The organism is Rufibacter ruber (assembly GCF_001647275.1).
Lineage (GTDB): Bacteria > Bacteroidota > Bacteroidia > Cytophagales > Hymenobacteraceae > Nibribacter > Nibribacter ruber_C.
Map to the genome: position 1 here is coordinate 1 of NZ_LRMM01000098.1, position 12,715 is coordinate 12,715.

Consider the following 12,715-nt stretch of genomic DNA (forward strand, 5'->3'; position numbering starts at 1 on the left):
TTTTTTGCCTGTTTTTCTAAAAACAGGCCAAAAACGGCCGATTGATTTATGACCTGCAGTTCTTTGACTGCATGCCCTCGGTTTACTATCTCTACTCTAGGCTAGCAGCGTATTCTTCACGTAATCCCGGCTCTGCCTGATGCTCTTGTACGGGTCCATGGCGGCGGCAAAGTTCTCCTGCTCCACAAAAATGCGTTCCACCCCAGACAGTTTGGCCTGCCTGAAGATCTCCTGATAGTTGATGCTGCCGCTGCCCACTTCTGTGTTCAGTTCAGGTGCTTGCTTGTTCATGTCCTTCACGTGCCACATCACAAAGCGGCCCTGGTGCTGCCTGAACAAATCAACCGGCTTCAGGCCCGCCCTGACCACCCAGTAAAGGTCAGCCTCAAAGCTCACCAGCCCCGGATCTGTCTCTTGCAGCAGCACCTCATAGCCGGTGGTGTTGCCAAATTTCTGAAACTCGAAGTCATGGTTGTGGTACGCCAGCTTTAAACCGGCGTCCTGGCAAAGCTGCGCGGCCACGTTCATGAGGTTGGCAATGCGTTTGTAGTCATCCAGCTTGGTGCGTACCTCTGCATCCAGCCACGGAACGGTGATGTACGTTTGCCCCACGGCTTTACTGGCCTCAATGTAGCGTTTCACCACATCTGTGTTGCCGTCTTTCATGTACTGGCCAAACTCATAGTGACCGCTGCTAGAGGTCAGGCTATTGGCGTCCAGCACCTCCCTGAACGCCTTGGGCGACAGCTTCCAGTAGCCGCTGTCTGGGGCGTAGCCATAGGTTTCCACGTCATTGTAGCCCGCCTGCGCCACCCGGGCAATCACCCCTTTCACATCTTTGGGCAGCAGTTGGCGCATGGTGTACAACTGGATTCCGATGTCCTTGATTTCGGCCTTGGCCGATGTGGGATTCTCTGCCCCGGCCGCCTCAGCGGTAGCCCCGGCCGCTGTCTCTGTTTTCCGGCCCGCTGCCTCACAGGAGGTGAGCAAAGACGGCGCAAACGCCACCCCCGCCGTTAACAGGCCCAGCCGCTGTAAAAAAGATCTTCTATTGTTCATTTCTCTTGATGGGTAATTTGGAGGAAGAATTATTGGCGTCAACGCCAGTAACATGCTGTTTTAAGTGTGCGCCAGCGCGGGCCTTTGCAGGTTTGCCACCTAAGCGCTTGCGTTTCCAGTTTCTACAGCAGCGACGGAGGCAGAACGTTACGCCTGGTTTTCTGGCACGGCCTCTGCGTTACAAAGGCTTTTGGAGCCTGTTTACATTTGCTTTTGCGCTGCAAACGGGTATCAAAAGCACCTGACTTCGCGGTTGACGCGCACCGTAGCGGGGCGTATGCTGCTCAAGAAACCGCTATAGAAGAACCTTTCGCTCCCCGTTTTCGCTGGCAAAACCAAAAGGTAAACAGGCTCTTAGGCAAAAGTCAATTCAACGCATTGGCACATGTTCTTTTTCCTGTTTTAGGGCTGTTTGGCCAAACAGCCCTAAACAGAAACGGGTGCCGCCCTGCCCCACGGGCTTAGACGTCACAGATCTGGACCGCCTGCCTAAGGGAGGCCAGCTTGTCTTTGGCGGTGGGTATGAACTCCTGCGCCACATAGCCTTTAAAGCCGGTGTCTTTGATGGCCCGCATGATAGCCGGGTAGTTCAGTTCCTGTGAGTCATCAATCTCATGCCTGCCGGGTACGCCGGCGGTGTGGTAGTGGCCAATGTACTGGTGGTTGTCCCTGATTGTCTGGATCACGTTGCCCTCGTCTACCTGCATGTGGTAGATGTCATAGAGCAGCTTGAAGTTCTCTGAGCCCAGCCGTTTGGCCAGTTCTACGCCCCAGGCGGTGCGGTCGCACTGGTAGTCTGGGTGGTTCACTTTGCTGTTGAGCAGCTCCATGACCAGCACCACCTTGTGCTTCTCGGCGAGCGGAAGCAGTTTTTTCAGCCCCTCTGTGCAGTTCTTCAGACCGGTCTCATCATCCAGCCCCTTGCGGTTTCCGCTAAAGCAGATCAGGTTCTTAAAACCCGCCTTGGCCACCTGCGGGATCATGTCTGAATAGTTTTTCAGGAGGGTGGCGTGGTACTGCGGGTGGTTCCAGCCCTCTGTGAGGCTGATCTCGGCGCCGTTGCACATGGTAGACGCCAGGCCGTACTTCTTGAGCACCGGCCAGTCTTTGGGCCCCACCAGGTCAATGCCCACCAGCCCCATTGCCCTGGCCTCTTTACACAGTTCCTCTACAGAGAGGTTGTTAAAGCACCAGCGGCACACAGAATGGTTGATGTTTCCTTTCAAAGCGTAGGTTGTTTTCTTTTCATCTGCCGCAAAGCAGGAGACGCTGCCGGTGGCGGTAAGCACGGCCGCCCCGGCCAGCATGCCTTTGAGGGCGGTTCTTCTTTGGTTGGTTGAATCCATCATAGGGCAATGGGGGTTAAGGCAGGCTGGTCACGGCGGGAGATCTGTCGGTTTCCGGTTCAAAGGCCGGCACTTCTGCTTTAGGGGTTTTCTGGTCTCTGAACAGCAGCAGGAACAGCAGGGCCACCACCGCGGCTATGCCCGCCGGTACCAGCCAGATGCTCTGCCACAGGTTTTCCGCGCCAGCGCCCCGGTAGTACTCCCCAATGTAACCGGCCACCCAGAACCCGATCAACATGCCCACGCCATACGTGGCCAGCGTTACCAGGCCCTGCGCCGAACTTTTATACTTCTCACCGGCTCTGGCATCTGTGTATATCTGGCCAGACACAAAGAAGAAGTCATAGCAGATGCCGTGCAGCGCAATACCAATGATGAGCATGAACGACAGCTCGCCGGCGTTGCCGTAAGCGAACAGCACATACCGCACCGCCCACGCCACCATGCCCACCAAGATGGTTTTCTTAAAGCCGTATTTGGAGAAAAACACCGGCAGCAGCAGCAGGAACAACACCTCAGAGATCTGCCCAATGGTCATTTTGCCCGTGGGGTTCTCCAGCCCCACATCAGTGAGGAACGGGTTGGCGTTCTGGTAGTAGAACGCCAGCGGAATACAGATCAGCACTGAGGCCAAGAAGAAGATCAAGAAGTCTCTGCTCTTTAAAAGCTTGATGGCGTCTAGCCCCAGGATCTCAGAAACAGAGCTGCTGCCTTCACTTTTCACCGGCGGCGTCTTGGGGAGCAGGAAGCTGTAAACCCCCAGGATGGCAGACGCAACGCCCGCCATCAGGAACGTGTTGCGCAGCAGCCCCTGGCCAATGCCTTCGGCCGAATCCCAGTGGAAGATATAGCTGATGGAAAGCCCGGCGGCAATCCACCCCAGGGTGCCCCACACCCTGATGGTGGAGAACTCCTTCTCCGGGTTCTTCATCTGCCTGAATGACACTGAGTTCACCAGCGCCAGCGTGGGCATGTACGCCACCATGTAGGCAAACACGTACGGGTAGAACGTGCTCACTTCTGTTGACTGGTACATCTGGTACATCAAGACCGCGCCCACCAGGTGCAGAATACCCAGAATGCGTTCTGCGTTGAAGTATTTGTCAGCAATCATCCCAATGATGAACGGCGCAATGATTGCCCCAAAAGACTGCGTAGAAAACACGCTCGCTGACTCCAGATCAGACGCCTTCAGGTTGTTGCCCAGAAAGGTGCCCAGCGTGACAAACCATGCGCCCCAGATAAAGAACTCCAGAAACATCATGATTGATAATTTGATGCGGGTAATTGAATGCATGATTTGTTTGTTAGTGGTTCAATATTGGTCTCTCGTTGTTGGTTATTCCTGTTTTGCTGTTTTTCCTAAACAGGCCCAAAACAGGAATAGGCTTTTCAGGAGCATTCTCGCCTATCTCCATCTATGGAAGTAGCCTGCAGGGGAACTCCGAATGCCCTTGCCTGCAGTTTCAGAACTGACGTGCCAGGGGCATCAGGAATCCAGAACAGCGGGGAGTCAGCTCATTAAGCGAGCACTCCTCACTACAAGCCTCTAGGGCGCAGAAGTGAGGAGTGCGCCTCTTTTTCAGGTAGTGTGTTTTGGGCCTGTTTTCAGAAAAACAGGCCCAAAACGCCAACCGCCCGCTACAGCCGCTTGATCATGATGTTCTTGAACCAGACATCATCACCGTGGTCTTGCAGGGCAATCTTGCCAGACTTGAAAGCGCCAAAACCTTCCATCTTGGCAAACTTGCTGCCGGCAATCATGCTGCGCCAGTTGTCATCCCACATAGTGGTTGAAAGCACCTGCTGGCCGTTTTGCAGGACTTTGAGCTGGTTGTTCTGGCTAATGATCTCCACGTGGTTCCATTCGCCGGCAGGCTTTACGGTCTCAGGGCTGCTGGCAATGAGGTCATAGAGGTCACCGGCGCGGTGCTTGTGGATTTTGGCATCTGGGTGGCCGTCATTGTCCAGCACCTGGATTTCAGGGCCCGTGTGCCACACGTATTTGTACTTGGCGGGGTCGTCCTGCACAAAGAGGATGATCCCGCTGTTTCCCTTAGGGGCAATCTTCCAGTCCATTTTGAGGTGGAAGTTGTCAAAGCTCTGCTCAGAGACAATGTCGCCGCCCTCAGCGGTCTGCCAGTCTTTCTTGGCGGCGGCATCCAGGTGCAGGGCCCCGTCTTCTACTTTCCAGGCTTTGCCAATGGTAGCCTTGCCGTAGCTGTGCCAGCCGTTGGTGGTTTTGCCGTCAAACAGCGGCTGCCAGCCACCTTTGGCACTGTTTTGCGCGGTTGGCATAGACGTATTTTGAGAGGATTGGCAGGCGCCCAGCACCGCCAGTGATAAAAACGGGAGAAGTTTGCGCAGTTGCATAGAGCATTTATTTTTTAAGGGAAAGGACATATTGCGCCATGGCTTTGGCATCTGCTTTGCTCACGCCCGGGTGCGGCGTCATAGGCACTTCGCCCCAAACCCCTTTGCCGCCCTCAATGATTTTACCCGCCAGGTAGTCAATGTTCTTCTCATTGGCCTCATACTTCTGGGCCACCTCCTCATAGGCGGGGCCCACCAGTTTCTGGTCGTTTCTGTGGCAGGCGGTACAGTCTGACTGTGCAATCAGCTTGGCGCCTTTCTCTGCGTCTGGCAGGGCCGTGCCGCCGCCCCCGTCTGAGCGGTCAGTGCCAATGTTCATGGCGTTGGTGTCAACGTCTGAGGGTTGGCGGGTGGCCGCGCTTAAATCTGCGGCATCACCCCCGTTGATTTCAGAGTTCTCTGCGTTTTCTGTTGATGATTTACTGTCACAGGCGGCAAACAGCGCGCAGCAGGCAAAAAGGAGGACTAGTTTTTTCATAAGGGGTAAAAGGAATGACTGAAGGCGCAGGCAGTGGGTAAGTTGAAAGCCCCACCTTCTAAAAATCTGTTTTCTGTTTTACAATCTGTTCAAATACAAGTTTCTGTTTTGGGCCTGTTTTCTGGAAAACAGGCCCAAAACAGAAGCCACTTCTGGTGGTGATGCCCAGCCGTGGCTACACCACAAAATCTGTCCACTTCTCTGAGCTGCCGCTGCTGGCCACCACCGTCTCAATAAAGGCCATGCCGCGCACCCCGTCTTCTACAGAGGGGAAATCCATGGCTTCCGCCGAAGGCGTGGTGCCCTCTATGCGGGCTGAGAGCGTGAGCGCGAAATTGCGGTACAGGTTGGCAAAGGCTTCAATGTAGCCCTCTGGGTGGCCGCCGGGCGTGCGGGTGTTGTGCTGCGCGAAGGAAGACAGGCCGCCGGTGCCGGTCAGGTAAATTTGCGTGGGTTTGTCCAGCCATTTCACCAGCAGGGTGTTGGGTTCCTGCTGGGCCCACTCCAGCCCGCCGTCTTCGCCGTAGACTCTGATCTTGAGACCGTTCTCCTCACCGGCCATGACCTGGCTGGCGGTGAGCACCCCGGTAGCGCCCTCAGTGAACCGAAGCAGCACGTGCCCGTCATCATCCAGCGCGCGGCCTTCTACCACGGTGTTCAGCTGGGCGCACACCTGCTGAATTCTCTGGCCGGAAATGTACTCGGCCAAATGGGCGGCGTGGGTGCCAATATCGCCCATGCAGCCGCTCTTGCCAGATTTGGCCGGATCTGTGCGCCAGGCGGCCTGTGCGTTGCCCTCTTTTTCAGAAAGACGGCTGAGCCAGCCCTGGGTGTATTCTACCAGCACTTTTCTGATCTTGCCCAGTTCACCGGCCTGCACCATCTGCCGCGCCTGCTTCACCATGGGGTAACCGGCGTAGGTGTGGGTGAGTAACAGCAGCAGACCGGTCTGCTCCACCTTCTGCTGCAGCTGCCTGGCCTCTTCCAGGGTAAGGGTCATGGGTTTCTCTATCACCACGTGAAAGCCTTTGTCCAGGGCTTTGAGCGCGGGATCAAGGTGGGCGTGGTTGGGCGTGACAATACTTACAAAGTCCATGCGCTGGTCCTGGGGCAGGGCACTCTCCTTCTCCAGCATCTCCCCGTAACTGGTATAGATGCGGTCTTGGGGCAGAAAGAGGTCCCGGCCGCTTTCCCGGGCATTGTCTGGACTGGTGCTGAGGGCACCGCAGACCAGCTCTATGGCGCCGTCCATGGTGGCCGCTATTCTATGAATGGCTCCAATGAAGGCGCCTTTGCCACCGCCAATCATGCCCATTCTTAGTTTTCTTTTCATGCGTACTCTACTATCTGTGGAAAGCCAAACCCACCCCTCCCCAGAGGGCAATGACGTGTGCCTGCCTTTTTTGTTTGTTCACTTTTAAAGTTTCTGTTTTGGGCCTGTTTTCTGGAAACAGCAAAACAGAAATCAGATCGCCCATGCCCTGTCGCCTTTTTTATAAGGCATGCAGCCGTCATAGCGGCCGGGCACGGGCAGATACCTCAGCGCTTTGGTAGCGCCCACCTCAGACGTGAAGTACCCCAGCAGCGTGAGCTCTTTCATCATTCTGAAGTAGTGGTTGGGCTCCTCTTCCTTTTTGTTTTTCTGGTGTTCCTTCTGCTCCGCGTCCAGCTGGGTCAGCAGGGCGGTGCGCTCCTGCGGGGTGGCTTTCAGGAACCCTTTGTTCAACTTCTTCTTGCTGGCTTCCTCCAACTGCTGAAGGCCTTTCAGGAACACCTGCTGGTCTTCTTTTTTATAGCAGTCCTGCACCATGACGGCCATGAAACTGCCTACCTGAGCGGCTTTGGCCCCGGGCGTGCTGGTGGTAGGGAGAATGGTTTCGCCCACTTCGTCTAAATAGGCCACCTGGTCCTGGTCAAACAGCCCGTTGACTTTGGGGGCCTTGGAGGTACAGGCCACAATCAGGTCTGCCCCCAGGATGGTGCCCCCCATGAGCCAGCCTACGGCGGCAATTGCTTCACGTCTATTCATACTAGTTCTAGTTATGCACTGCGGTCATAGATTCATTTCTTGCCAGATTTGCTTCTGTTTTAGCCTTGAAATCTGGAAAACAGGCCAGAAACGCCCATGTGCTTCACCGGTTACGCTTTCAGGGACCAGCCCTGGCGGTACTCGCGCTTCACAAACTGGTTTACGTCTTCAAAGTTGGTCACGCGCATGTTGGCGTTGTCCCACACCAGTTTGATGTTGCGGCCCGGGTAGTCAAACCCTTTGCCGTCTGCCTTGGGTTTCTGGATGTCATAGCCCCTGATGGCCAGGTTGGCCATGAGCAACGCCTCTGTCAACGGGCCGGCAATTTCAAACGGGGAGCTTACTTCTTTCTTTCCATAACCGGCAATACAGGCTTCCACCCACTGGGCGTAATGCCCGGCGTCACTGCCGGGAACCCGGGCCAGCGTCTGCTTTACTTTCACCTGCTCTGTGCGGGAGGTGGGCAGCAGGCGCGGATTCTTGCCGTAGGTGCTGCACATCATCTTGCCTTTGGTGCCCACAAAGAGGGTCCCGTTGCCGCCGTCGCCAAACAGTTCATTGGGGCCCAGTTCATCTGGGCGCACGGGCTGAATGCCGCCATCCATCCAGTGCACGGTCACGGGGCCTTTGGTTTTGTTCGTTTTAGGGAAGTTCAGGGTCACGTGGCTGGAGGGCGGGCAGCTCTCTGGGAAATAGCCGCGCTTGAACTCATCTACGTACACGCTGCCTACGCTGGCCTGCACATCTGTGGCGTATTTCAGGTTCAGCACGCTGAATGGCGCCTCCAGCAGGTGGCACCCCATGTCACCCAGGGCACCGGTACCGTAGTCCCACCAGCCGCGCCAGTTAAAGGGCACCAGCTTGTTCACGTATTCTTTGTACGGGGCAGTACCCAGCCAGAGATCCCAGTCCAGGTCTTTGGGAACCTCTGCTTTGTTTGTTGACCACGGAATGCCCTGTGGCCAGACGGGCCGGTTGGTCCAGGAATAGATGGTGTGCACGTCTCCAATGATGCCGGCATCATACCACTCCCGCAATTGGCGCACCCCATCGCCGGAGGCGCCCTGGTTGCCCATCTGGGTCACTACTTTATAGCGTTTGGCGGCGTCTGTGAGCACCCGTGCCTCATAAATATCATGGGTGAGCGGTTTCTGCACGTACACGTGCTTGCCCAGCTGCATGGCCGCCAGGGTGGTCACCGCGTGGTTGTGGTCTGGCGTTGAAACCGAGACCGCATCAAAGTTCTTGTGTTCCTTGTCAAACAGTTCCCGCCAGTCTCTGTAGTACTTGGCTTTGGGGAACCGCTCGCGGGTAACGGCCCCGCGGCTGTCATGCACATCACAGAGAAACCCAATATCAGCTTTGCCGCTCTCATAGAAACTCTTGATGTCACTTTCACCTTTGCCGCCAATGCCTACGCCGGCAATGATGAGGCGGTCACTGGGGGCCAGAAAACCTTTGCCGCCCAGCACATGGCGGGGCACAATCATAAAACCTGCCGCCGCCAGGGCACCGGCTTTCAGGAACTTTCTTCTGGTGCTGTCTTGCGGAAGCTTTTCTTTTTCTTCTTCGGCCATGGGGATAGGGTTAGGGATACGTGCTTGCAGGGGAAATTAAAGGTTCATTCTTTTAAGTTCGCCCACGGCGTGGTCTACCGCGCGGGCTGTGAGGGCCATGTAGGTGAGGGATGGGTTCTGGCAACCCGCTGAGGTCATGGCCGCCCCGTCTGTCACGTACACGTTGGGCGCATCCCAGACCTGGTTGTGCTGGTTCAGGACTGAGGTTTTAGGGTCACGGCCCATGCGCGCGGTGCCCATCTCATGAATTCCCTGCCCCATGGCGTACCCGGCATCAAAGGTTTTTACGTTTTTGAGCCCGGCAATCTCCAGCATCTCCTTGGCGTCTTCAGCCATGTCTTTGCGCATCTTGTGCTCGTTCTCTTTGATCTCGCAGCTGATGTCCAGCACGGGCAGCCCCCACTTGTCTTTCTTGTTCTTGTCTAGCCGCACAAAATTCTCATGGTACGGCAGGGTCTCGCCAAAACCGTTAATGCCCATGGTCCACTGGCCCGGCTCGCTAAGCGCCTCTTTCAGGTCAGCGCCAATGCTCATCTCGGCAATCTCACGGCCCCAGTTGCTGCGGCTGGCGCTGCCCTGGTACCCGAACCCCCTGATGTAGTCGCGCTTCTCGCCGTTCAGGTTCCTGAACCGGGGAATATAGATCCCGTTCGGCCTGCGGCCGAAATAGTACTTGTCTTCATACCCTTCTACTTCGCCGCGGGCGCCGGTTCTGAAGTGGTGGTCCATGAGGTTGTGCCCCAACACACCTGAGCTGCTGCCCAGGCCGCCTTCCCACACGTCAGTGGCTGAGTTCATCAAGACCCAGGTGGAGTTAAGCGTGGAGGCGTTCAGGAACACCACCTTGGCGAAGTACTCATAGGTTTGGTTTGTCTCTGCGTCCAGCACCTCTACCCCTGTGGCTTTTCTGGTGTCTTTGTCATACAGGATTTTGGTGACAATAGAGAACGGCCGCAACGTAAGGTTGCCGGTAGCCATGGCCGCCGGCAGCGTGGCCGACTGGGTACTGAAGTACGCCCCAAACGGACAGCCCAGCCAGCACTTGCTGCGGTACTGGCAGTTCACTCTGTTATTATGGGGGGCGGTGAGGTTGGCCGTACGCCCAATGATCATGTGCCGGTTGCCTTTGTAATGGCTTTTGAGGCGGGCGGCCACGTCTTTCTCTACGCAGTTCATGTCCATGGGCGGCATGAAGTCACCGTCTGGCAGGTGCGGAATGTTGTCTTTGTTCCCGGAGATACCGGCGAACTTCTCTACGTAGCTGTACCACGGGGCCAGGTCTTTGTACCGGATGGGCCAGTCAACGGCAATGCCGTCTTTGGCGTTGGCCTCAAAATCCAGGTCTGAGAGGCGGTAGCTCTGGCGGCCCCACATGAGGGAACGGCCGCCCACGTGGTAGCCGCGGTACCAGTCAAACCGTTTGGTCTCTGTGTAGGGGCTTTCCTTCTCGTTGACCCAGTAGTCCAGGTTGGTTTCCTGCAGGGGGTAGTCCCGTTTGAGCACCGGGTAGTTCTCAATCATCTCCTGCGTTCTCCCACCCCGGTGCGGATATTCCCAGGGCGCTTTGTTGGCATTCACATAGTCTTTCACGTGCTCTATGTTTCTGCCACGCTCCAGCATGATGGTCTTCAGCCCTTTTTCTGTTAATTCTTTGGCAGCCCAGCCGCCTGAGATCCCGGAACCAATGACAATTGCATCGTAATGATTATCGGCCATACGCAGGTATATTCTTACTTTATAAGGTTAAGTATTCAGACAATTTTTTGGTAAACATATTATTGCAAACTCAATGATCAAGCAACAGAAGGAACCGTTGTTGAAAAGATGGCAATGGAAAAGCTGTTTAATAATAAATTTTAAAAATATGAATTGCAAACTTTCCAGGGAAAACAAAGGGAGAAACCTGTTTGGCAGCTGCTACAGGGCCTCTGTCTCATCTCACCTGGGCAGCAACCAGAAAGAACAAAGGGGCTCCTCAGTGCAGGCAGCGCACAAAATTTCCTGTTTTGCTGTTTTCTGAAAAACAGGCCCAAAACAGGAACAGCTACGGGGAAAGGTTTTTTTACTGGTACTGGCTATGCTTTTACGCCCAGCTCCTGCATGGTAACCACCGGAATATCTTGGGCGGGTCCGGCTTTGAGTTCCCGGAAACCGCTGGCTGGGTATTGGTAGCCGTTCTCGGTCAGTTCCCAGAGCAGCGGGGCCAGGCTGAGGGTGGCCGCTTTGAAGCCCTGCAGGATAGCGCCCATGTTACCGGTGCCCTTAGACAGCGCGGCTTCGTTCTCTATTTCAAACGGACCGGAAAAGCCTTTTTCTTTCAGGGTGTTCACAAAACCGCGCCAGTCTACGTGGTCACTCCCCCCGAAACCCGGCAAGGTGGCCTCATAGTTGTGGCGGTCCCACTCAGTCTGGGCGGTGGGCACCCCGGCGCGCTGGGCCAGGTCAGCGTCTACCTGCATTTTAGGGTACAGATTGCCCCAGTACACGCTGCCCACGTTGCGGGTACCCTTCACGTGAATGCGGTGCAGGCGGGCCATATCTGTATTCCTAATCACCTCGCTGGGGTCTAGGTGCTGCCAGATGTCATGTGACGGGTCATAGATTTCGCCGTGGGCGGAACTGGGAATAAGTTCATACATGAGCTTGCGGGCGGCCAGTACGCCGGTGAGGTTGTTGAACGTGCTGCTGTAGCCCGCCTGTCGCCAGCCTTCCATGGGGCAGTTTTCATAGAGCACCGTTACGCCCAGGTCCTCGGCGTATTTAATAATAGGCGTGAAAATGCGGGCGTACTCGTCTAAGTTCTTCTGGAAGCCGTTTTCCTGGTTACCCAGCTCGTGGTTGTAGCCCACAAAGGTGCCCACTTTCACGTCATTGCTGTCGCCGCCCAGGAGGTGCGCCATGCGTATGAGGCGCAGCAGGTGGTTTTGGTTTTTCACGCGCTGCGCCGGGTCGCCGCCAATGAGGTTATCAAACGCGCCCAATGACAGCCGCAGTTGGTGTTGGTTGAACTTCTCAAGTAGGGCCTGGGCATCGGCGCAGCCGAAATTTTCATAGTTCAAATGCGTGGCCACGAAATCATCCCGCGTCCCATCTTTCCGGAACACGCACACGTCCAGCCCCTGCACGCCTACGTCCTTGGCTTTCTCCATAACTTGGTCTAACGTGAGCTGGTCAAAGGCTGAGGTCATAATCCAGATGGGGTTGTTCATAGCGGTGCAGGGGTTTGTTCAGTTGTTGAAGGTTTTCATGCGCCCTGGCGTACTCGCCTGCCGGGCAGCTAAAGATTAGAAATTCTGATGCCTTGACCAAATTCTGTTTGGGTCAATCACCGCAATTTTCCGTTTTGGGCCTGTTTTCTGAAAAACAGCCCAAAAACGGAAAATCTAGAAAGATGTATACGCTTTGCATCCCACCACCCAAACTTTGCCTCCGGAGCCTACTAGGGCGCGGAAGTTACTCCCGTGACTTACAACTCCGGCAGATACTCCCGTTTGAAGGGGCGAAGGGGGATGTTGACACCTCCAGATCCACGCATTGATGATACGGCATAGGGCCGCCCGTATTCCCGGTACCCCCCTTGGAGGGGTAGGGGTTACGCATTGCTGAACCTTTCCCGATGAATCTGGAGACGAACTGCACGGGTGGTCACGAGCTGCAAGCTCGCGCCAGCGCATCATTCTTAAAAATCAACAATACCTAATCAGCAATTCTCCAAAGCCCCCGTTGCGTCTTTAGACCTGCGAGCGTCTGTGCTAACTTCTGTAGCTACCGTTGCCCCTCACCTTAGCCCTCTCCCCAAGGGAGAGGGAATACTGCTTTTCCGTTTTCGGGCTGTTTTCTGGAAAACAGCCCG

10 protein-coding genes are annotated in these 12,715 nt (G+C 55.5%); all 10 read right to left on the minus strand.

The window, feature by feature from the left end; translation table 11 throughout:
- Positions 1-96: 96 nt before the first annotated feature.
- Positions 97-1,059 carry a sugar phosphate isomerase/epimerase family protein gene (locus A8O25_RS20870; RefSeq protein WP_066839354.1) on the minus strand — a complete coding sequence of 321 codons (963 nt, stop codon included), beginning with the start codon at positions 1,057-1,059 and terminating at the stop codon, positions 97-99.
- 461 nt (positions 1,060-1,520) lie between these two features.
- Positions 1,521-2,405, minus strand: coding sequence for a hydroxypyruvate isomerase family protein (locus A8O25_RS20875; protein WP_066839378.1), 885 nt, complete (start codon positions 2,403-2,405; stop codon positions 1,521-1,523).
- A gap of 16 nt (positions 2,406-2,421) precedes the next feature.
- The gene (locus tag A8O25_RS20880; RefSeq protein ID WP_066839356.1) at positions 2,422-3,702 is read right to left on the minus strand and encodes a nucleoside permease; all 1,281 of its coding nucleotides are present in this window, start codon (positions 3,700-3,702) and stop codon (positions 2,422-2,424) included.
- A 344-nt stretch (positions 3,703-4,046) separates the two neighbouring features.
- Entirely contained in the window at positions 4,047-4,778 is a 732-nt protein-coding gene (locus A8O25_RS20885; protein WP_066839358.1) for a 3-keto-disaccharide hydrolase, read from the minus strand.
- A 7-nt stretch (positions 4,779-4,785) separates the two neighbouring features.
- Positions 4,786-5,256 (minus strand): c-type cytochrome, encoded by a 471-nt coding sequence (locus A8O25_RS20890; protein ID WP_066839360.1) that lies wholly within the window; start codon positions 5,254-5,256, stop codon positions 4,786-4,788.
- Between the two features lie 175 nt (positions 5,257-5,431).
- Complete coding sequence (locus A8O25_RS20895) at positions 5,432-6,589, minus strand: Gfo/Idh/MocA family protein (RefSeq protein ID WP_066839361.1); 1,158 nt, start codon at positions 6,587-6,589, stop codon at positions 5,432-5,434.
- Positions 6,590-6,721: 132 nt separating this feature from the next.
- Positions 6,722-7,285: a gluconate 2-dehydrogenase subunit 3 family protein gene (locus tag A8O25_RS20900; protein ID WP_066839362.1), complete on the minus strand. Its 564-nt coding sequence runs from the start codon at positions 7,283-7,285 to the stop codon at positions 6,722-6,724.
- A gap of 110 nt (positions 7,286-7,395) precedes the next feature.
- The gene (locus A8O25_RS20905; RefSeq protein WP_066839363.1) at positions 7,396-8,862 is read right to left on the minus strand and encodes a Gfo/Idh/MocA family protein; all 1,467 of its coding nucleotides are present in this window, start codon (positions 8,860-8,862) and stop codon (positions 7,396-7,398) included.
- A gap of 36 nt (positions 8,863-8,898) precedes the next feature.
- On the minus strand, positions 8,899-10,578 hold the full coding sequence (locus tag A8O25_RS20910; RefSeq protein ID WP_066839364.1) for a GMC oxidoreductase: 1,680 nt from the start codon (positions 10,576-10,578) through the stop codon (positions 8,899-8,901).
- Positions 10,579-10,937: 359 nt separating this feature from the next.
- On the minus strand, positions 10,938-12,071 hold the full coding sequence (locus A8O25_RS20915; RefSeq protein WP_066839375.1) for a sugar phosphate isomerase/epimerase family protein: 1,134 nt from the start codon (positions 12,069-12,071) through the stop codon (positions 10,938-10,940).
- Positions 12,072-12,715: the final 644 nt, after the last annotated feature.

Bases quoted from the DNA above. Each gene is read 5' to 3' on its own strand.
- A8O25_RS20875 (WP_066839378.1), bottom strand. From the start codon at position 2,405: ATGGATTCAACCAACCAAAGAAGAACCGCCCTCAAAGGCATGCTGGCC.
- A8O25_RS20870 (WP_066839354.1), bottom strand. From the start codon at position 1,059: ATGAACAATAGAAGATCTTTTTTACAGCGGCTGGGCCTGTTAACGGCG.
- A8O25_RS20895 (WP_066839361.1), bottom strand. From the start codon at position 6,589: ATGAAAAGAAAACTAAGAATGGGCATGATTGGCGGTGGCAAAGGCGCC.
- A8O25_RS20885 (WP_066839358.1), bottom strand. From the start codon at position 4,778: ATGCAACTGCGCAAACTTCTCCCGTTTTTATCACTGGCGGTGCTGGGC.
- A8O25_RS20905 (WP_066839363.1), bottom strand. From the start codon at position 8,862: ATGGCCGAAGAAGAAAAAGAAAAGCTTCCGCAAGACAGCACCAGAAGA.
- A8O25_RS20910 (WP_066839364.1), bottom strand. From the start codon at position 10,578: ATGGCCGATAATCATTACGATGCAATTGTCATTGGTTCCGGGATCTCA.
- A8O25_RS20890 (WP_066839360.1), bottom strand. From the start codon at position 5,256: ATGAAAAAACTAGTCCTCCTTTTTGCCTGCTGCGCGCTGTTTGCCGCC.
- A8O25_RS20880 (WP_066839356.1), bottom strand. From the start codon at position 3,702: ATGCATTCAATTACCCGCATCAAATTATCAATCATGATGTTTCTGGAG.
- A8O25_RS20915 (WP_066839375.1), bottom strand. From the start codon at position 12,071: ATGAACAACCCCATCTGGATTATGACCTCAGCCTTTGACCAGCTCACG.
- A8O25_RS20900 (WP_066839362.1), bottom strand. From the start codon at position 7,285: ATGAATAGACGTGAAGCAATTGCCGCCGTAGGCTGGCTCATGGGGGGC.